The 20085-nt window shown below is 60.8% G+C and carries 19 protein-coding genes; 14 read left to right on the forward strand and 5 right to left on the reverse strand.

Annotation, left to right across the window (positions count from 1 at the left end; genetic code table 11):
- From L861_RS24815 to L861_RS18435, 5 genes are all read left to right on the forward strand, one after another.
- A partial coding sequence (locus L861_RS24815) for a hypothetical protein (RefSeq protein ID WP_016418157.1) occupies positions 1-1712 on the forward strand: 1712 nt, incomplete at its 5' end.
- 7 nt (positions 1713-1719) lie between these two features.
- On the forward strand, positions 1720-2838 hold the full coding sequence (locus L861_RS25095) for a hypothetical protein (RefSeq protein ID WP_016418158.1): 1119 nt from the start codon (positions 1720-1722) through the stop codon (positions 2836-2838).
- 75 nt (positions 2839-2913) lie between these two features.
- Positions 2914-4038: a hypothetical protein gene (locus tag L861_RS25100; protein ID WP_016418159.1), complete on the forward strand. Its 1125-nt coding sequence runs from the start codon at positions 2914-2916 to the stop codon at positions 4036-4038.
- A gap of 172 nt (positions 4039-4210) precedes the next feature.
- The gene (locus L861_RS18430) at positions 4211-5056 is read left to right on the forward strand and encodes a hypothetical protein (RefSeq protein ID WP_144063075.1); all 846 of its coding nucleotides are present in this window, start codon (positions 4211-4213) and stop codon (positions 5054-5056) included.
- Positions 5057-5103: 47 nt separating this feature from the next.
- On the forward strand, positions 5104-5367 hold the full coding sequence (locus L861_RS18435) for a PAAR domain-containing protein (protein WP_016418161.1): 264 nt from the start codon (positions 5104-5106) through the stop codon (positions 5365-5367).
- 168 nt (positions 5368-5535) lie between these two features.
- Here L861_RS18435 and trmB read toward each other — a convergent pair whose 3' ends face one another.
- Genes trmB through thiS form a run of 3 tightly spaced genes read right to left on the reverse strand, consistent with a single transcriptional unit; the run spans position 5536 to position 7332 of the window.
- The gene (gene trmB, locus L861_RS18440; protein ID WP_016418162.1) at positions 5536-6282 is read right to left on the reverse strand and encodes a tRNA (guanosine(46)-N7)-methyltransferase TrmB; all 747 of its coding nucleotides are present in this window, start codon (positions 6280-6282) and stop codon (positions 5536-5538) included.
- Positions 6283-6312: 30 nt separating this feature from the next.
- Positions 6313-7110 carry a thiazole synthase gene (locus L861_RS18445; RefSeq protein WP_016418163.1) on the reverse strand — a complete coding sequence of 266 codons (798 nt, stop codon included), beginning with the start codon at positions 7108-7110 and terminating at the stop codon, positions 6313-6315.
- A 21-nt stretch (positions 7111-7131) separates the two neighbouring features.
- Positions 7132-7332, reverse strand: a complete 201-nt coding sequence (gene thiS / locus L861_RS18450; protein ID WP_016418164.1) for a sulfur carrier protein ThiS — start codon at positions 7330-7332, stop codon at positions 7132-7134.
- 174 nt (positions 7333-7506) lie between these two features.
- On the opposite strand from thiS, the gene L861_RS18455 reads away from it, so the two are divergent.
- Entirely contained in the window at positions 7507-7959 is a 453-nt protein-coding gene (locus L861_RS18455) for a DUF423 domain-containing protein (RefSeq protein ID WP_016418165.1), read from the forward strand.
- Positions 7960-8018: 59 nt separating this feature from the next.
- On the opposite strand, the gene L861_RS18460 is transcribed toward L861_RS18455, so the two are convergent.
- Complete coding sequence (locus L861_RS18460; RefSeq protein ID WP_016418166.1) at positions 8019-8432, reverse strand: PaaI family thioesterase; 414 nt, start codon at positions 8430-8432, stop codon at positions 8019-8021.
- A 234-nt stretch (positions 8433-8666) separates the two neighbouring features.
- Here L861_RS18460 and L861_RS18470 point away from each other — a divergent pair, with 234 nt between their 5' ends.
- The 6 genes from L861_RS18470 to L861_RS18495 all read left to right on the forward strand — a co-directional run bounded on the left by L861_RS18470 (position 8667) and on the right by L861_RS18495 (position 16047).
- The gene (locus tag L861_RS18470) at positions 8667-9419 is read left to right on the forward strand and encodes a response regulator (RefSeq protein ID WP_016418168.1); all 753 of its coding nucleotides are present in this window, start codon (positions 8667-8669) and stop codon (positions 9417-9419) included.
- Between the two features lies 1 nt (position 9420).
- Positions 9421-11943, forward strand: a complete 2523-nt coding sequence (locus L861_RS18475; RefSeq protein ID WP_021029228.1) for a PAS-domain containing protein — start codon at positions 9421-9423, stop codon at positions 11941-11943.
- A 122-nt stretch (positions 11944-12065) separates the two neighbouring features.
- Positions 12066-13085: a sugar ABC transporter substrate-binding protein gene (locus L861_RS18480; RefSeq protein ID WP_016418170.1), complete on the forward strand. Its 1020-nt coding sequence runs from the start codon at positions 12066-12068 to the stop codon at positions 13083-13085.
- A gap of 55 nt (positions 13086-13140) precedes the next feature.
- Complete coding sequence (locus L861_RS18485) at positions 13141-14226, forward strand: ABC transporter permease (RefSeq protein WP_016418171.1); 1086 nt, start codon at positions 13141-13143, stop codon at positions 14224-14226.
- A complete protein-coding gene (locus tag L861_RS18490; RefSeq protein WP_016418172.1) occupies positions 14223-15002 on the forward strand; it encodes an ATP-binding cassette domain-containing protein in 780 nt (259 codons plus the stop codon). Before L861_RS18485 ends, L861_RS18490 begins: the two co-directional genes overlap by 4 nt.
- A gap of 112 nt (positions 15003-15114) precedes the next feature.
- On the forward strand, positions 15115-16047 hold the full coding sequence (locus L861_RS18495) for a substrate-binding domain-containing protein (protein WP_016418173.1): 933 nt from the start codon (positions 15115-15117) through the stop codon (positions 16045-16047).
- A 106-nt stretch (positions 16048-16153) separates the two neighbouring features.
- On the opposite strand, the gene L861_RS18500 is transcribed toward L861_RS18495, so the two are convergent.
- Positions 16154-18340, reverse strand: a complete 2187-nt coding sequence (locus L861_RS18500; protein ID WP_027947944.1) for a malate synthase G — start codon at positions 18338-18340, stop codon at positions 16154-16156.
- A gap of 217 nt (positions 18341-18557) precedes the next feature.
- Between L861_RS18500 and L861_RS18505 the strand changes: the two genes are divergently transcribed.
- Both L861_RS18505 and L861_RS18510 read left to right on the forward strand, forming a co-directional pair.
- Positions 18558-19562, forward strand: a complete 1005-nt coding sequence (locus L861_RS18505) for an alpha/beta hydrolase (RefSeq protein ID WP_016418175.1) — start codon at positions 18558-18560, stop codon at positions 19560-19562.
- Positions 19559-20053, forward strand: a complete 495-nt coding sequence (locus L861_RS18510; protein ID WP_016418176.1) for a hypothetical protein — start codon at positions 19559-19561, stop codon at positions 20051-20053. Before L861_RS18505 ends, L861_RS18510 begins: the two co-directional genes overlap by 4 nt.
- The last annotated feature ends 32 nt before the right edge of the window (positions 20054-20085 follow it).

The raw sequence follows: 20085 nt of genomic DNA on the forward strand, positions 1-20085 counted from the left end.
CGCGCTTGATCGATGCCGCCCGGCGTGGCGAGCTGACCTTCGAACTCGCCAGCGATGAGAAACTGAACGCCTTCAAGCGGACCCTGAGCACCGTGCTGGGCAAGCGTCAGCAGTTGCGCTCGCTCAACAACCGGATTCGGCAAGCCCAGGCAGCGCATGGGCATCGCTCCCCACCGGTCCGGGGGCTGAAGCGCGAAAGGACAGGCCTCCAGAGCGAACTGGGTCACTACGAACGTCTCCTGGCCGAGTCGCTGAGTCCCGTCGATATGACGCCAGCAGAGCGGACGCAACTGGCGGCGGCGCTGGGCGATGCCTCGCTGACCGAGGCCCGGGCCGGCATCACCCTGGTCTTGCCGGCAGCGGCCCAGCAACAGGAAGTGAGCCGCCTGATCCGTCATTTCCGCCAGGGCATTTCCAGCACGGCGAAAACGCTGAACGTCGCCGGCGATGGCCTGAGCCTGGCGATCTTCGTGGCCCAGGCGGTAAATATGGTACAGGCCTTCCAGACGCTGAATAGCCTGCCTGACCATGCTCCCGGAAAAGTGCGCACTCAAGCCAGGCTGAATGTGGCGAGCGCCTTTTTTGCTACTGGGGCGGCCGGCTTCCTGACTGCCCAAGGGATCGGCCATTCGGTCCTGGAGCGCCAGGCCAGAGTGCTGGGCGAAGCGCTGGGTACGGGCCCGATCAGCGCTCGGCTGGGGATGATGCACTTCGGTTTGGGGGTGGTGGGGTATTTCATGGGCTTTGTCGCTGCGGGAATTAGTCTGGTAGGCAATGTCGGCAACCTGGCGGAGGCGGTGCGTAGCGGCCAGTCGCGGACCACTACGGGGGCGATGGTAGCCATGGGCGGCAACGTGGGCATGATGGGCGCCCACGGTTACGGCTTTTTTAGAACAGTGCGCACGGGAGACGCCGTGCGACGAGGAGTGACCACCTGGGCGGTCGCCGGTAAGCACCTGGGCAAGTTGTTCCTGCGGCTCAATGCCTTGGGTCTGGTCTTTACCGCCCTGGAACTGGCCGGCTCCTGGATGTACAACCGCTACAACCTTAGCGAGCATGACCAGTGGCTATTGACGTCCCCCTGGGGAACGGAGCCTACCGATCAGCCGTTGGAACGCTATCTGCAGTCCCTCGAGCAGGTCTTGCAGCCCACCCACGCCGTGGTCGAGGCACGCTACGGCGAGACCTTCATGCCCGCATGGTTCGACAGCTGGACCGAAGGCATCCGTAATCCGGTCAAATACATTTTTACCCTGCATATGCCCAATGTCTCGCCGGCCATGCTCTCGGCGCTGGGTGGCGAGCCGCCCCTGCGCCTGGCGATCCGGGTCTGGCGGCTGACGCCAGCCGGGACGCGTGGGCGCTGGACATCCACCACCTGGCACGATATCACCGAGGACTGGACCAGCGGGATGGTAGTCACGAGCGCCGAGCGGCATGCCGGCCTGATGGTGGTCGGGGAGACGCCCCCCGAGGAGCCGGGCAAGGTGCGCTATGCATTGGGGGTGCGCTATCTATGGCCGGATGGTCAAGGTGGCCACCGCGTCGATGATCAATATTTCCTGATTCGACCTCGTCGTGGGCGGGGAGCGGGGCCTGAGCAGCGCTATGTGCCAAACGATCGGGTGAGCCCCAGTTCCCGGTCCGGCCAGGGCGAGTGGCATGACATCGACGGCCGGGCCATCGCGCTCGGGTCGCCCAAGGACGATTGAGAACACAATGGCGAAGAAGCAGTCCGAGAGACTACCCGAACCGACGCCGGGCCAGCCCCATCGCGCCGGCGACACCGAGCGCATCGGCACCAGCAAGGTCACCTACCTGGCGCCGCTGCCGCTGCCCACTGGCCTGTCGCCGGTGGACTTCAGCCAGTCCATCGGTGAGATGAACGATGCCTATCTCGACTACGGGGCCGGTCCGCCCACCGTTTTCGGCTATCAGTTGGCTATCTTGGGGCCCTCCTTCGGAATGTTTTTCTGCCTTGTGATTGCGCCGTTATTGCTGATCGCCGTGATGGACTGGGAGTTCTATCAGATATTTCTCGGTACGGCGATTTTTGGGGGGGGAACGTTTTCCCTGCTGGCGTGGATTGCCATGCGTAGGAATCATCGGGATCGCTTGAACGCCGTGCCGATTCGCTTTCATCGTCAGCGTCGCGAGGTGTGTTTTATCGTCAAGGAGCGTCGGCTGGGACGTGAGGTCGATGAGGCGGTGATCGTGCCCTGGGAATCGCTGATGGCCTGGGCGGTGGAGGGGTACGGGGCGACCCAGTACGGCACCACCCGGCAGTACGGCCTGGGGATCGGTTATGCCCACCCCGAGACGGGCAAGTGGCTCAAGACGGAGGGCCTGACGGCGGGCATGGCGTTGTCGCTCGGCGAGTGGGAAGTGCTGCGGGCTTACATGGAGTACGAACTGAACAGCCTCGATGAGGTGCAGGACCCGCTGGGGCTGCGGGCGCCGGGCGATCCGCCCCATCAGGGGGCGCATACCATCCGCAATGCGCGCCGCAAGCTCCACGAGGGGCTGCGCCAGAATCCGTCCTTCTGGCGGTATCTCTATGTGCCGCTGTGGTACTTCATTCACGCGATCACCCTGTGGACCCTGCCCGGCTACCTGGCTGAGCGGGAACACCGCATCATCCAGCAACGGCGCCCGCAACTGAAGCTGGCCAAGGTCGAAGAGTGGTCCAAGCCGTTACCCAAAGCGCAGTGGGCCAAGCCCAGCACAGAACTGGTCAAATTGTCCGCGGAGGTGCGGCGAATCCGCCAGCGCGATCCGCTGCGCCCGATCGAGGAGATTTTTGCCGAAGCCTATCGCCGCCAGGGGGTGGTGGCATAAAGGTAATGCTCACCTCCAGAGATCGAATTGGAAGGGCGGTAACGCTCGGGTCGCCCAAGGACGATTGAGAACACAATGGCAAAGAAGCATTCCGAGAAACTACCCCAACCGACGCCGGGCCAGCCCCATCGGGCTGGCGACACCGAACGCATCGGCACCAGCAAGGTCACCTACCTGGCGCCGCTGCCGCTGCCCACCGGCCTGTCACCGTTGTCGCCAGTGGACTTCAGCCAGGTCATCGGCGAGATGAACGATGTCTATCTCGATTATGGAGCCGGCCCGCCCACCGTTTTCGGTTATCAACTGGCTATCTGGGGCCCTCTATTCTTTATTTTTTTCTGTCTTGTGCTCGCACCACTATTGCTGATCGCCGTGATGGACTGGGAGTTCTATCAGATATTTCTCGGTACGGCGATTTTTGGGGGGGGGACGTTTTCCCTGCTGGCGTGGATTGCCATGCGTAGGAATCATCGGGATCGCTTGAACGCCGTACCGATTCGCTTTCATCGCCAGCGCCGCGAGGTGTGCTTTATCGTCAAGGAGCGTCGGCTGGGACGTGAGGTCGATGAGGCGGTGATCGTGCCCTGGGAATCGCTGATGGCCTGGGCGGTGGAGGGGTACGGGGCGACCCAGTACGGCACCACCCGGCAGTACGGCCTGGGGATCGGTTATGCCCACCCCGAGACGGGCAAGTGGCTCAAGACGGAGGGCCTGACGGCGGGCATGGCGTTATCGCTCGGCGAGTGGGAGGTGCTGCGGGCTTACATGGAGTACGAACTGAACAGCCTCGATGAGGTTCAGGACCCGCTGGGGCTGCGGGCGCCGGGCGATCCGCCCCATCAGGGGGCGCATACCATCCGCAATGAACGCCGCAAGCTCCACGAGGGGCTGCGCGAAGCTCCCTCCCTCTGGCGCTACCTCCACGCATCGTGGTGGTACTTTCACTATGTGATCACCTTAGGTCCGCTGCCAGGCTACCTGGCCGAGCGGGAACACCGCATCATCCAGCAACGGCGCCCACAACTGAAATTGGCCAACGTCGAAGAGTGGTCCAAGCCGCTACCCAAAGCGCAGTGGGCCAAACCCAGCACAGAACTGGTCAAATTGTCCGCCGAGGTGCGGCGGATTCGCCAGCGCGATCCGCTGCGCCCGATCGAGGAGATTTTTGCCGAGGCCTATCGCCGCCAGGGCGTGGTGTGAGGGCGAAAAGAATCTTCGAGAATTTTTGAAAAAGAAGGAGCGGTTTGGAAAAGCCATGGTGGCTTTCGGAATTCCTTACTTTTTGCCGGGCCTCATCGTATCGTTCTATTTTGGTGGGGCTGGTGAAAATACCATGCCAACGCCTCGTGACGGGAAAGTAAGGGAGCTGAAGATGGGCAGAAAAGTGAGGCCAGGGCAGGGTGGGCGCCGGGAATGGACGCTAGTCGAGTTGGCATGCCTCGAACGACACTTTCATTTCATGACCATGCCCGAGCTCCAGATGACTCACTTTCCCCACCGTACCCAGAAGGCCATACGGCGAATGGCATACAAGCTGGGTCTGAAGAAGCGCGAGCCCAACCGGGATTACGGTCAGCAGCCTTGGACCGAAGAGGAACTATCCCTGGTGGCCCAGCATTACCCGACCCTCAAGGCGCGTGAGGTTCAGAGCCGCTTTCTACCCCATCGCAGCGTACTTGCCATCCGCCATGCGGCCAAGAAGTTCGGGATACGTGTCTTTTCGGTGGTGCCGTGGACCGAGCAGGAATTGGCCATTCTGCGACGTGAGTTTCCGCGGGGTGGCCATCGCCAGGTAAGGAAGCATTTACCCCATCGTAGTGAGGCGGCCATCAAGTTTCGCGCCCGAGCCGAGGGCCTGAGCTATACCCCTCACGGGGATGGAGGGCATGGCGAGCCGTGGAGCGTCGAGGAATTACAGCGCCTGGAGGACAACCGCGCGTTGCCAGCCGAGGAACTCGCTGCCTTGTTTCCTCATCGCCACAAACGCAGCGTGATCAACAAGCGCTACCAGCTGGGATGGACACCGGTGAAGCAATGGTCGCCAGAAGAGCTACAGCGACTTCGCGATCACCTCGATCTTTCGGTCGACCAGTTGTGCGAGCTATTTCCCGATCGCCCACGGGAAGGGGTCAGGATCAAACGGGATCGTTTGCGGCGGGCGCAACGAAAGAATCACCTCGCCAGGTTAGCCCATGAAAGCACTGACGCCGAGGCCTGACGCAACGGTCAAGACATGACGGTGCAGCAAATGAACAAGGAGGTAGCGTGAGTATATCCAAGGTTGAAGGGCGGTTGATCGCCAAGATCGGCGACAAGGTGGTCTGTTCCTGCAAGGGAGGGCCTCATCGTATCGTGTCCGGCTCGCCCACCACCAAACTGCGCGGCATTCCCGTGGCGCGGGTCGGCGATAAGAGCTCATGCGGCGCCAGCATTGCCACCGGTACCGCCAAATTCAAGATCCGTGGTACCGAAGCCGCGCTCGACGGGAGCCAGACATCCTGTGGCGGGACGATAGTGGTGTCAGGTTGAGGTTCCGATCGCCTATGCTGGCATTTTTCATACTCTGACACTCTGCCACGGCTCACGCTGGCTCAACTGGTAGTTGCGTTCGGCGTTATCCCGGCCCTGGTCCGGTCATCGAATGCGAGCCAGATTCCCAGCGTCGGCGATCGATGCTGAAAGACGTTCAGGTGTAACTTAGCGACAACGCTCGAAAATCAGGTCCCACACACCGTGCCCCAGACGCTCGCCACGCGCCTCGAACTTGGTCAGCGGGCGAAACTCGGGGCGTGGTACATAAGGAAACGTTTCTTCGGAAGCAACATTGCGATAGCCCGGCACTGTCGCCATGACCTCGGCCATGTGCTCGGCATAGTTCTCCCAATCGGTGGCCATGTGCAGGGTGCCGCCTAGCTGGAGGCGGGTACGTACCAGCTCGGCAAACGCTGGCTGCAGAATGCGCCGCTTGTGGTGCTTCTTCTTCGGCCAGGGATCAGGAAAGAACAGCTGCAAGGTATCGATCGAGGCCTCGGGGAGGCATTCGTCCAACACGCGAAGTGCATCCTCGCGATAGACGCGCAGATTGGTCAAGCCTCGCTTGTCAGCCTCGTCGAGCAGCTTGCCGACCCCCGGTGCATGCACCTCGATACCGATGAAGTCGGTCTCAGGATGACGTTCGGCCTGCTCGATCAGCGACGACCCCATGCCGAACCCGACCTCTACGACTCTAGGTGCCTGGCGTCCGAACAACGCATCCAGATCCTGGCGCCCTTCATCGAGCGTCAGCCCCAAGCGCGGCCAGACTTCTTCCAGCCCACGGGTCTGAGCGGTCGTCATGCGTCCCGCCCGCAGCACATAGCTTTTGATGCCGCGGCGATGTAATGGCGCCTGGGGAGAGGCAACGGAGGAGGACATGTCAGGCGTATCGTGTCGTTGATCGTTCATACGGCTCGCAGCAAGAATCCAGTTAGAGGCTCAGCCGTTGATACGGCCAGCAAAGGGAGAAGACGGTTCGGCACTCTGGCGACGCGGCATGCGCCCGGCCAGGAAGGCCTCGCGCCCGGCTTCCACCGCCTTTCTCATGGCTTGAGCCATCAGCACCGGCTGACGAGCATGGGCGATGGCAGAATTCACCAGCACGGCGTCATAACCCAGTTCCATGGCCATAGCGGCATCCGAGGCGGTGCCGATACCGGCATCCACCAGCACGGGTACTTCCGCTTGTTCGACGATCAAGCGCAGGTTGTAAGGGTTCTGCAGGCCGTGACCAGAGCCGATCAACGAGCCCAGCGGCATCACGGCACAACAACCACGTTTCTCGAGTTCTTTGGCGACGATAGGATCGTCGCTGGTGTAGACCATGACATCGAAGCCATCCTTGAGCAGCTCGTCGGCAGCCTTGAGCGTCTCCACCACATTGGGATAGAGAGTATCGGTATCGCCCAACACTTCGAGCTTGACCAACTTATGGCCATCGAGCAGCTCACGGGCCAACTTGCAGGTTCTCACTGCGTCCTTGGCGGTATAGCAGCCGGCGGTATTGGGCAACAGGGTATAGCGCTCGGGTGAAATCACGTCGAGCAGATTGGGCTCGTCCGCATTCTGCCCCAGATTGGTACGCCGCACGGCGAAGGTGACGATTTCGGCGCCGCTGGCCTCGATAGCCTGCGCCGTCTCATCGAAGTCCTTGTACTTGCCGGTTCCCACCAGCAGACGCGACGTAAATTGACGACCCGCCACGTTCAGCGGCTGATCCTGGAACAGTTCAGACATTTCGTCTCCTTGCGCGGTCACTTAGCCACCGCCAATGGCATGTACGATTTCCACGCAGTCGCCATCGGCAAGCCGGGTATCGACATGCTGACTACGCGGCACGATTTCCTCGTTCACCTCGACAGCGATGCGTCGACCGGCCAGCCCAAGCGACTCGATGAGGTCATGAATCGTGACGTCGCCATTGAGCGCCGTCATCTCACCGTTGAGCTGAATCTGCATGGCTGCCTCCGAATATCCTCACGAACGGACCGCTTTCCACAGCGGGCCTATATTTTAACGCCAAACGCTTCGTCAGACATCCTTTGCCGAGCATGGCTCGGCCTGACATCCTTTCGACAACATCCCAGCGGCGGACTATCGTAAGCACGCCTTCACGAGTCAAGAGACCCTACCATGCCTCATCGCCTTGCCTGGATCGCCGTTGCTCTAAGCGGTTTCATCACTGTCGCCGCCGGCGCCTTCGGTGCACATGGCCTGGAAGGACGAATTCCCCATGCACTGCTCAAAGCCTTCGAAACCGCCGTGCGTTACCAGGCTTGGCATACCCTTGCCTGTCTCGGCATTCTGGTCTGGCAGCAGATAACGGACGTGCCGGGGCAGCGCCTGGTACTCGGGCTTTGGGCAGCAGGTATGCTGCTGTTTTCGGGATCGCTCTATCTACTGGTGCTGACTGGCACCCGCGCCATGGGAATGGTGACGCCCGTCGGTGGAGTATTGCTGATGCTTGGTTGGTTGGCGCTAGGCTGGTGTGCCTGGCGCGCTCAGAGGGTGTTTACAAATGTGACGAGCGACGGTCAGGCAAGGCGAAATCAGCCGAAAAAGCGGAGTTTACGAGGTTGTAAATGAGCATTTTGAGGCTGATTTCAACGCAGCATGATCTAGCGCAGTAGTTTGTAAACACCCTCTCAGTCGGTATCCGGCAAGGCATAGGTCGAGGTAACGATCGCGACCGGCGCCTCATCGCCCGCAGAGAACAGTTGAACCTCCCCCACTACCAGGCGCCGGCCCAGTTTGACGATGCGCGCATTGGCGATCAGATCGCGATCGCCGCGTGCGCGCCGCAGGAAATGACAATTCATGTCGGTGGTCACTGCCATTGGCTCAGGGCCGATCTGGGCCAGGATCGCCACATAGAGACAGACGTCCGCCAACCCCATCATGCTAGGACCGGACACGCAAGCACCGGGACGCAGGTGCTCATCCTCGATGGCAAGGCTCATGGTCGCACGCCCTTCGTCGATCCCCTCGATGGTGCCCTGGCGATGAGGAAAGACCTCGTCGAGAAATTCCTCGATGGCGGCGGCGGTCATCACGGGCATGTGGCTCTCCTGGCAGCACGAGACGGTGGACATTGAGGCTCAAGATAGCGCAAGCCACGCCTTCCGCACAGTCGCCCATCAAAGGAAAGTCACACGAATACTGCCCAACGACGCCATGATCCGAATCGTTCAATGGTCGAGCATACCGGCAATGAAGAAATCTTCCATTAACATGTCGGTGCAAGGATTCATTCGCGACAGGTCGAGGGCGCTGGCGCCCTGGCGGGAGGGACAATGACAACACCAAACCCCGTGACGAACCAAACCCGGTACCACATTGCCGTGGTGGACGATGAAGTCGACATGCTGGATGTCTTGCAGGATGTCCTCCAGGAAGAAGGCTACCGGGTCAGTGCCCTGAGAAGTGGTCAGGCACTACATGAACTGATCGCCCACGACCCGGTGGACCTGATCGTACTTGACCTGAAACTGGCCGGCGAGAACGGCCTGCAAGTGGCTCGCGAGATCCGAGCGACCAGCCCGGTACCGATCATGATGCTGACCGGCAAGGGGGATGAAACCGATCGCATCCTGGGGCTGGAGGTAGCGGCAGACGACTTCCTGATGAAACCCTTCAATTTGCGTGAGTTGATGGCGCGGGTGCATGCCCTATTGCGCCGCTCCAAGCAACTCAGCGTGACGCTGCAGGCCGTCGCCGACCAAGATCACGAGTGCCTATGGTTCGACGACTGGCGGCTCGACTTGACCCGGCGCGTGCTCTACGACCCGCACAGCCAACCGGTCAACCTTACCTTCGGCGAGTACAACCTGTTGGAAAGCCTGGTAACGTCGGCCAACCATGTGCTGAGCCGCGATAGCCTGCTGGAGCGCACCCGTGGCACCGATAGCGACTCCTTCGACCGCAGCATCGATGTGCTGATTCTGCGCCTGCGTCGCAAGATCGAAACCAACCCCAAGCACCCCCGCTACATCCTGACTGAACGAGGCCTGGGCTATGTATTCCAAGCCCAGGTGCGCAAGCGCTGACATGAGACGTTGGACGTTGCAGCGCCGTGCCCTGGTAGCACTGGTTGTGGCGACGCTATTGGCGCTTGGCCTGGTGTTGGTCGCCTGGTTTGGCCTGACCCAGACCCGCAATGCCGTCAGCGAGTTCGAAGCCCGTACGTTGCCGGAGATTCGCACCGCACTGACGCTTTCCGAGGAAGTGGCTCAATTGGCGGCCCTGGCGCCCTACGTGGCCTCGGCCGCCAAGCCCTTCCTGCTGCAGATCGAGCGCGACCGTTTGACTCAACGCTTCCAGTCGCTGGTGGCGGTGGCCGCCTCGATCCGCGACCGCTCCTTCCGACGGATGCTGGAAGCTCAGCTCAATGCGTTGCAGAGCGATATCGACCGTCTGACCGGCCTGGTGGAAACCGAACTCTTCATTCGCGAGGACCTACTGACAGCCCAGTTCGAAGTCGCCCAGATCGTCGGCCAGGCCACCGAGACGAGCGGAGAGCAATCCCTGACTCACTGGCAAATATTGCAAGCGCTGTATCAAGGCCTCAGCGACCCCGACCAGTGGATCGAACAATGGGCCATACTGGCTGAACCTCCAACCCCGGAGATGCCGCATGCCCCAGCCTACCAGCGACTACTGGAACTGGCGGAAGCCAGTGCGGACCAGATGGCTGAGATCGCTCAGCACAAGGCATTCCTGCTGGCCAGTCTGCGGGCCAGATCCGAACGCTTGACCCATGAGGTCAATGGCTTCGCCAGCGCTCTGCAACGCCAAGTCGTGGCCCAGCAGCAGAGCGTCCACTCCCAGGTCGACCGCGTGCTGTTCGGGATGATGCTGATGACCGGGCTGCTGATTCTGGGCGTCATCCTGCACTACATGAGCAATCTGAAGACGATACGCGACCTGGGTGTCGTCACGCAGGACATGGTGCAACTGGCACAGGGCGGCGAAGCCCCCAAGCGCATCGCCATCACCCGCCACGACGAGATAGGGACACTGGCCAGGGCTTACGAAGTCTTTCGCGATCACGCCGGACGCATCGAACAGGCGGGACACGACCTACGCGCCCAGAAACACCTGCTGGAGACGGTCTTCAACGAAATCCAGGACGGGCTCAGCGTATTTTCCGACGACGATCGGCTGATTGCCTGGAACCGTCGTTATCTGGACATGTTCGGCCTGGCTCAAGGTGCAATCAGAATCGGAATGCCCTTGGCCGAGGTACAATGCCAAATGGCACGACATCCTCACCGCAACCTGACACTGGCCAACCGTTCGGTCGACATGAGCACGATCAACGTCCGCCGCCATCAGGCCTACCAGAGTTTCGAGCGCCATTATGACGATGGCCGGGTCATCGAGTTTCGCAGCCAACCGATGCCCGGTGGCGGCTTCGTGACACTCTACAGCGACCTCACCGACCGGCGTACGATCGAGCAGCAACTGCAACAAGCCCAGAAGATGGAGGTTCTGGGCCAACTGACCGGCGGTGTGGCACACGACTTCAACAACCTGCTGGCAGCGATTCTAGGCAACCTGCAACTGCTCGAACAGCAGACCGACCTACCCGAGAAAACACGTAAATACACTGAACGCGCCCTGGATGTCGGCGAGCGGGGCACGCAGTTGGTGCAGCGCCTGCTGGCATTCAGCCGTAAGCAGCACCTGCAGCCGGAGTGGGTCCATATCGATGCCCTGATCGATGGGCTCGAAGAACTACTCGAGTACAGCGTTTCGGCTCATACCCAATTGCTGATCCGGTTACAGGCGCCGGACACACGGCTTTATATCGACCCTTCGCAACTGGAAAACGCGATTCTCAACCTGGCCTTGAACAGTAGTGCGGCAATGCCACAAGGCGGCCAACTCGTCATCGCTACCGGGCTCTCACTGGGCGAGATACCTGAAGTGACAGTCACCGTCAGCGATACCGGTCAAGGCATACCAGCCGAGCTACAAGCGCGGGTGCTGGAGCCCTTCTTTACTACCAAACCCATGGGCCAAGGCAGTGGCCTGGGATTGAGCAGTGTCTATGGTTTCGTTACCCAAAGTGGGGGCAAGTTCAGCATGGAGTCCGAGCCGGGCCAGGGTACAGCCGTGCGTTTGAGTTGGCCGGTACCAGCCGTCACGACACATCCCATGCCGGCAACCACATCCGTGCTCGCCGTGGCGGTGCCAATCGACAAGACCGTCGTCGTGGTGGAAGACGACGCCGAGGTCAGACGAGTGACAGCGGACCTTATCGCCACCCACCGCCCTGTCGAGTCGTTCCGTCATGCCGAACAGGCGCTTGACTGGTTGCATCACAATGCCGAGATGACTGGGCTCATTCTCACCGATGTCAACTTGAATGGTGCGCTAAGCGGCGTCGATCTGCGCGAACGGGTGCACCGCCACTGGCCCACGATCCCGGTCGTGCTGGCATCGGGCATGCCGCGCGAAGCGCTGGAACGTGAGTACGGGCTATCCCTGGGCGATGCGTTCCTGCAAAAACCGATCCGTCCCGAACAATGGCAAGCCTTTTTCGCCAAGCCCTCTCCTGAGCGCTGAGGGCAGCGCGACGAATATTACAAATATTTCAAATCGCCTCGCGGTGATGAAATCGTTGGTTAGCATCACGCTGCCATGGTGTCTCGTGTCACTGGTACAACAACAACACTCAGGAGTACACCATGATGAAGTCCCTTTCCGCGCTGACCTTGGGCTTGGCGGCAACGCTCGTCACTCCTGCGGTACTGGCCGACGAGGTACTGGTGGGCCTCATCACCAAGACCAACACCAATCCCTTCTTCGTCAAGATGCGTGAAGGCGCCCAGATACAGGCCGACATGCTGGATGCCGAACTGCGTACCTTCGCCGGCCGCTTCGACGGCGATAACGACTCGCAGGTGCAAGCCATCGAGAACCTGGTGTCTTCCGGGGCCCAAGGCATCCTGATCACCCCCAACGACCCGGTGGCGATCGTGCCCACTATCGAGCGCGCCCGCGAGGCCGGTGTGCTAGTCATCGCCCTCGATACGCCCTTGAACCCGGCCGATGCCGCCGATGCCACCCTGGCCACCGACAATTTCAAGGCCGGTGAACTGATCGGCCAATGGGCCCGGGCCAAAATGGGCGATGAAGCCGACAGTGCCAAGATCGCACTGCTGGACCTGAGTGCCAGCGAAATCACCGTCGACGTTGCCCGCAACCAGGGCTTCCTGCAAGGCTTCGGCATCGACCTCAACGACCCCAACGACATTGGCGACGAAGACGACCCGCGTATCGTCGGCAACGATGTGACCCAAGGGTCCGAGGAAGGTGGCAGGCGAGCCATGGAGAACCTGCTGCAGAAGGACCCCAGCATCAACTTGGTCTACACCATCAACGAGCCGGCTGCCGCTGGCGCCTACGAGGCCTTGAAAGCCACGGGTCGAGAGGATGCCGTGACCATCGTTTCGGTCGATGGCGGGTGCCCGGGAGTGAACAACGTCGCCGACGGTGTCATCGGTGCTACCTCGATGCAGTTCCCCTTGCGGATGGCGTCCATGGGCGTCGAGACGATCGTCAATTACGTCAATACCGGTGAGAAACCACACATGTCGGAAGGGCTCGATTTCGTGAACACCGGGGTGGAACTGATCACCGACGCTCCCGTGGAGGGGCTGCCTTCACGCTCGTCCAGCGAGGGGTTGGAGCAGTGCTGGGGCTGAGCAGTCGTTGTCCGTCGGCATCCGCTCAGGATGCCGGCCTACCAACAGGTGAGTTATGACACAATCCAACCAATCAGGCCCACGCGATGTTGCCGCCCATGAGCACGTGGCGAACACCTCGGCCGGTCAGGTGGCCCGGTTCGAGGAAGAGGCGCTCTCCCTGGGCAGGCGGATCCATCGCTTTTTCCATGCCAATCCAACAGCAGCGCCAGCACTGGTACTGGTCGCGTCCGTGCTGGTCTTCATGTTACTGGTGGGTGAACGCTTCCTGGCTCCGTTCAACCTGTCGCTGGTGCTACAACAGGTCACCATCATCGGCACACTAGGCATCGCGCAGACACTGATCATCCTGACCATGGGCATCGACCTTTCCGTTGGTGCCATCATGGTGCTCGCGTCGGTGGTCATGGGGCGTATGGCCATCGATTTCGGCCTGCCTCCGTCATTGGCGTTGGCCATCGGCCTGCTGACAGGCGCCGTCTGTGGGCTGCTCAACGGTACCTTGGTGACGCGGCTGAAACTGCCGCCGTTCATCGCCACCCTCGGTACCTGGAATATCTTCTTCGCACTGAACCTGTGGTATTCAAAGAGCGAAGCCATTCGCTCGCAGGACATCGAGGCAACGGCACCGCTGCTGCAGTGGGGCGGTACTGCCTTCGAGCTGTTCGGAGCTCGCTTCACCTACGGCTCGATCCTCATGATCGTGATGTTCTGCGCCGTCTGGTATGCATTGAACTGGACGGCCTGGGGTCGTCATGTCTACGCCACCGGTGACGACAAGGATGCGGCCGAGCTGGCAGGGATCCGCACCCGCCGGGTCTTGCTGTCGGTTTACATCGTAGCCGGCGTCATCTGCGCGATCGCCGCCTGGCTGTTGATCGGTCGCACCGGCTCGGTAAGCCCTCAAGCAGGTTATACCGCCAACCTGGACAGCATCACCGCTGTGGTGATAGGTGGTACCTCTCTGTTCGGCGGGCGAGGCTCCATTTTCGGCACCTTGATCGGCGCCTTGATCGTCGGGGTATTCCGCAACGGGCTGGCATTGGCTGGGGTCGATGTGCTGTGGCAAGAGTTCACCGTGGGCATGCTGATCATCGTCGCCGTCACCACCGACCAGTGGATTCGGAGGACATCGGCATGAATAGCTCATCTCCCGTATTGGAAGCGTCCGGCCTGGTCAAACGCTATGGACGGGTAACCGCGCTCGACCGGGCAGATTTCGATCTGTACCCAGGCGAAGTGCTGGCGGTGATCGGCGACAATGGCGCCGGCAAGTCGACACTGATCAAGGCCTTGTCTGGCGCCGTGATACCCGACGAAGGCGAAATCCGCATGCACGGCAAGCCCATACGCTTCAGTAGCCCGATAGAAGCCCGTGCGGCGGGAATCGAGACGGTTTACCAGACACTGGCCGTGTCACCGGCACTGGGCATCGCCGACAACCTGTTCCTGGGCCGCGAGCTACGCAAGCCCGGCATTCTGGGATCCGTGTTCCGCATGCTCGACAAGGCCGAGATGCAGCGCCAGGCGCGACAAGAGCTATCCGAGCTGGGACTACTGACCATACAGAACATCAACCAAGCCGTCGAGACGCTCTCCGGTGGCCAGCGTCAAGGGGTGGCAGTCGCCCGCTCGGCGGCATTCGGCAGCCAGGTAGTGATTCTGGACGAGCCGACGGCGGCCTTGGGCGTCAAGGAATCGCGACGGGTGCTGAACCTGATCCGACAACTGCGCGACAAGGGGCTACCGATCGTCCTGATCAGTCATAATATGCCGCATGTGTTCGAGGTCGCCGACCGGATTCATGTGCATCGCTTGGGCCGCCGGGCTGCCGTGATCCGTCCGGTTACACATAGCATGTCCGATGCCGTCGCCATCATGACCGGTGCCACGGAGGTGGAATCCGACATCGCATGACCCAAGCCTTGTCCAGCAACTGCCCGTGCTTGGCAATTTTTAGGTAACACCTGGTGTGAAGCTGTGGCGATGTCCGGGGCAGCTTCACACCTTTTCCGATCAGGAAGCCTGTATGCGCAAGCTGCTTATCGCCCTGTTGTCGATATATGCCGCCCAGCTCCATGCCGAGCCGCTCAAGATCGGCGTCAGCGTGGCGGATCTTGGCAATCCCTTCTTTGCCATCCTGGCAGATGCCGTCGGTAACGCGGCACGGACGATGCACCCCGGTGACGTCACTCTGGAGGTAAGATCCAGCGCCTATGATCTCGAACGCCAGGTACGCCAGCTCGATGCCTTCACAGAAGAGCGAATGGATATCATCGTGCTGGCCGCCGCCAACAGCGAGGCTATCGGACCGGCAGTCCAGCGAGCCCAGCAGGCCGGCATCGTGGTGGCCGCGGTCGACATCAATGCACAAGGGGCGGATGTTACCGTGACCACCGATAACGTTCAGGCAGGAGAAGTGGCCTGCGATTATATGGTCGAGCGGTTGGGACGCACTGGGCGAGTGGCGATCATCAACGGCGCGCCGGTATCATCGGTAACCGACCGGGTGGCCGGTTGTCGCTCGGTGCTGAACCATCACCCCCGGATCAAGCTGCTCAGCGATGACCACAATGGCGGCGGCACCTACAGTGGTGGCCTGGAAGCCATGACCTATCTGATCAGCGCCCACCCTGACCTGGATGCTGTCTTCGCCATCAATGACCCCTCGGCCATGGGAGCGGCCAATGCCGCTCGCCTGGCTGGACAGACCCACCTGTTCATCGTCTCGGTGGACGGTTCTCCTGAAGGTATCACCGCGCTACAAGAGGACCCATCCCTGCTGATCGCTACAGCCGCACAATCCCCTCGCCAAATGGCCGAAACGGCCGTTCGCGAAAGCCTAAAGCACCTGGCCGCGACCGGACAGCCAAAAAGCCAAGTGATCCGACTTCCCACACGTTTGGTAACACGGGAAACTGCCAAGCAGTTCGGGCACTGGGATCGCGCTCCCACGGAGTGAAGCGATGCCATGGCGCCAACATCGATGCCTCAATACCAACAAGAACGCCCCCACCGTTCTTCCGGCAGAGGCGTTCCCTCATGGCCCGTAGCCCGTATAGCCGAGCTTATTTGGCCTTGTGCACGGCACGCCAGTGATGCAGTAGCGGCTCGGTGTAGCCGGAAGGCTGCACGCGACCTTTGAAGATCAGGTCACTGGCCGCCTGGAAGGCCGTGGAAGCGGCAAAATCGGCCGACATAGGCGTGTAGTTGGGGTCGCCTGCGTTTTGCTCGTCGACCACCTTGGCCATGCGCTCCAATGCCTCTCGAACTCGTTCCGCATCGACCACACCATGGTGCAGCCAGTTGGCCAGATGCTGGCTAGAGATGCGCAGCGTAGCACGGTCTTCCATCAGCCCCACATCGTGGATGTCCGGTACCTTCGAGCAGCCCACGCCATGCTCGACCCAGCGCACCACGTAACCGAGAATGCCCTGGCAGTTGTTGTCGATTTCCTGCTGGATGTCGGCATCGGACCAAGCGGCGTTTTCGGCCACCGGTACGGTGAGCAGATCGTCGAGGAGCTCTTCAATAAGGGCAGGTTCGCCCTGAGCCTCCAACTCGCGCTGTACAGCGTCCACGTCCACTTGATGGTAGTGCAAGGCATGCAGAGCCGCGGCGGTCGGCGACGGCACCCAGGCGGTGTTGGCACCGGCCTTGGGATGTCCCACCTTCTGCTCGAGCATGGCGGCCATCAGATCGGGCATGGCCCACATGCCCTTGCCGATTTGGGCTCGGCCGCGCAGGCCACAGGCCAGACCGATCTGAACGTTGTTGCGTTCATAGGCATTGATCCAGGACGCTCCCTTCATGTCGCCCTTGCGGATCATGGGTCCGGCTTCCATAGCGGTATGCATCTCGTCGCCGGTACGGTCGAGGAAACCGGTATTGATGAACACCACCCGCGACGCTGCCTCATTGATACATGCCTTGAGATTGACCGAGGTGCGGCGTTCCTCATCCATGATGCCCATCTTCAGGGTGTCGCGCGGCATACCCAGGATGTCCTCGACACGTCCGAACAGCTCGTTGGACAGCGCCACTTCCTTGGGACCATGCATCTTGGGCTTGACGATATACACCGAACCGGTGCGCGAGTTACGCGGCTGTCCTTCACCCTTGTTGAGATCGTGAAGCGCGACCAGCCCGGTGACGACAGCATCGAGAATACCTTCAGGCAGTTCGTTGCCGTCAGCGTCGAGCACCGCCGGGGTAGTCATCAGGTGGCCGACATTGCGCACGAACATCAGCGACCGTCCAGGCAAGGTCAGGCTGTCTCCCTGTGGTGTGATGTAGTCACGATCGGGATGCAGGCGCCGTGTGATGGTCTTACCACCCTTCTCGACCTGCTCCTCCAGGTCGCCTTTCATCAGCCCCAACCAGTTGCGGTAGACGCCGACCTTGTCCTCGGCATCCACTGCCGCCACCGAATCTTCACAATCCATGATGGTGGTCAGTGCCGCCTCGACCACCAGATCCTTGACGCCAGCCGGATCGGTCTTGCCGATGGGATGCTGATCGTCGAACTGGATCTCCAGGTGCAGGCCATGGTTGGCCAGCAGGATGGCTTCCGGCTTGGTGCTGTCGCCCTGATAACCAACCAACTTGCCAGGATCCTTGAGGCCGGTCTCGCGGCCGCCTTCCAGAGTTACCACCAGGTGGCCATCGCGTATGACATATCCCACGGCATCGCGATGGGTGCCGGTGGCCAAGGGAGCGGCGAGGTCCAGCACACCGCGTGCGTAAGCGATGACCTTTGCACCACGCTTGGGATTGTAGCTCGCGCTCTTCTCGGCACCCTCTTCTTCACTGATGACGTCAGTGCCATAGAGCGCGTCATAGAGACTACCCCAGCGAGCATTGGCAGCGTTCAGGGCATAGCGTGCATTGCTGACCGGAACCACGAGCTGCGGTCCGGCCTGTTCGGCCACCTCACGATCGACATTGGTGGTGCTCGCCGCAACGTTGGAAGGGGCATCCACCAGGTAGCCGATTTTTTGCAGAAATGCTCGATAGGCTGCCATGTCCCGCACCGGGCCGGGGTGTTCACGGTGCCAAGCATCGAGTTCGCCCTGCAGACGATCGCGCTCGGCAAGCAATTCACGGTTCTTTGGGGTCAGAACATGAAAGAGAGTGTCCACGCCCGCCCAGAAGGTCTCGGCATCCACACCACTCCCGGGCAGGGCCTGGTCAGTAATGAAACGGTCCAGCTCTGAGGCCACCTGGAGACGGTGGCGGGTGACACGGTCGGTCATGAAGGTCTCCTGATGCGCTGAAGCCGACAGAAAGTAAGTGCCGGCCATGGGTCGTTTGCTGTTTTTGATCATTATTATTTGTGGAAATGACTTCCATATGCTACCCGAAATAATCGCCCAGGTCTTCAGGCGCTCGACCAAATGATGAAAACCCGGCGCTACGTTATGGCTCACGAGGTGGCGAGGCGCTAGCATTAGAGGATACTGGGAGGGTTTAATGACCGACTTCGCACCTTTGCAGGCCCTTGGACCGATCGCGCCAGCCAATATGTCTGGCCGCGAACCATGGACCGACCATCTCGACCACTATCTCGGCCACTATCAGTTGGCGCCATTACTCGCCGATCATGTCGGTCTGCACGTGGGTTTCATCGACGCCGGGAATTTTCGTCTATGGACCCAAGTATGGAGCCCTGAAGCCCCTCATGGCACTGCTTTTGTGGTCCATGGCTACTTCGATCACCTGGGCCTTTATCGTCACCTTCTGCAAAGACTTCTCGAACGCGGCTGGCGAGTGGTGCTCTGGGACTTGCCGGGGCATGGCTTGTCCAGCGGTGCACGCGCCTCGATCGACGATTTCAATGACTATGCCACTTGCTTGACTGCCCTGCAGCAACACTTGGAAGCACGCGACCTGGCCCCGCACCCGTGGATCGGCATCGGCCAGAGCACTGGCGCTGCCATTCTGGCCACCGATGCCCTGAGCCAGGGTGAAGACTGCCATTGGGCCGGCTTGGCCCTGCTGGCCCCGTTGGTACGTCCTTGGCGTTGGCAGCAGTCAAGCTGGTTACACCTGCTGGCCAGCCCCTTTATCCGTTCCTTGCCGCGCAAGTATCGCGCCAACTCGACGGACAGTGCCTTCACCACCTTCTTGCGCGAAGGCGACCCACTACAGCCCGATCGGCTCACGGTGACCTGGATCACTGCCATGCGCCGCTGGATGCCACGACTGCTGGCCTTGGCCCCTAGCGAGCTACCGGTGTTGATCCTACAGGGAGAACAGGACCTGACAGTGGATTGGGAATGGAATCTGGGTATTCTCGCGGGCAAGTTCCCCAAGGCCCGCATCCATCGTCACCCCGAAGCTCGTCACCATCTGGTCAACGAGACGGAGTCGATACGCCAAGAGTTGTTTGCCGAACTCGAGGACTTCATCAGCAGCTTCGAGCAAGTACCACCAGGTTCCTCGAGCCTCCCGCCGACGGTGTCCAAGCATCCATGAGCCGCATTATCCTGTGGCTGGCGATGGCGCTACTGATACTTGCCATTAGCGGTTGTGCTGGAGCCCCAGAACAACCTTCTCCTATTCGCCAAGCCCTCGTCAGCCTAAGCGAGCGGGCCGCCCAATTGGTGTTGAAAGAGCCGGTCTGGAACCGTCCCACGACAGAAGTCGTGATACTACTATCCGCCCCCAAGGTCGATGCAAGCCTGGGTATCGATACCGAACGCCTTCACGAAAACCTGACCCGGGCCCTGCTCGCCCAGCAGAAAGGGCCGCAAGTCCTCGACTGGACGCCGGTCCTGGCCGATACCGAAGCACCGGATAATCAATGGCTGCTGAAATGCGAGCTGGTATCCGACGGTCCGCGCCTGACTCTCTCGGACCGGGACTTGTTGCCCTACCGGTTGACGCTATCGCTGCGTCGCCCCGGTGAGGAAGCGCCTCGTTGGCAACGGCATATCAGTGGCGCCATCGACGTTACCACGCTATGAATCGTTGGGACTTGGATCGCAGCGCCCAAGAT

It is taken from the genome of Litchfieldella anticariensis FP35 = DSM 16096, from assembly GCF_000409775.1.
GTDB lineage: Bacteria > Pseudomonadota > Gammaproteobacteria > Pseudomonadales > Halomonadaceae > Litchfieldella > Litchfieldella anticariensis.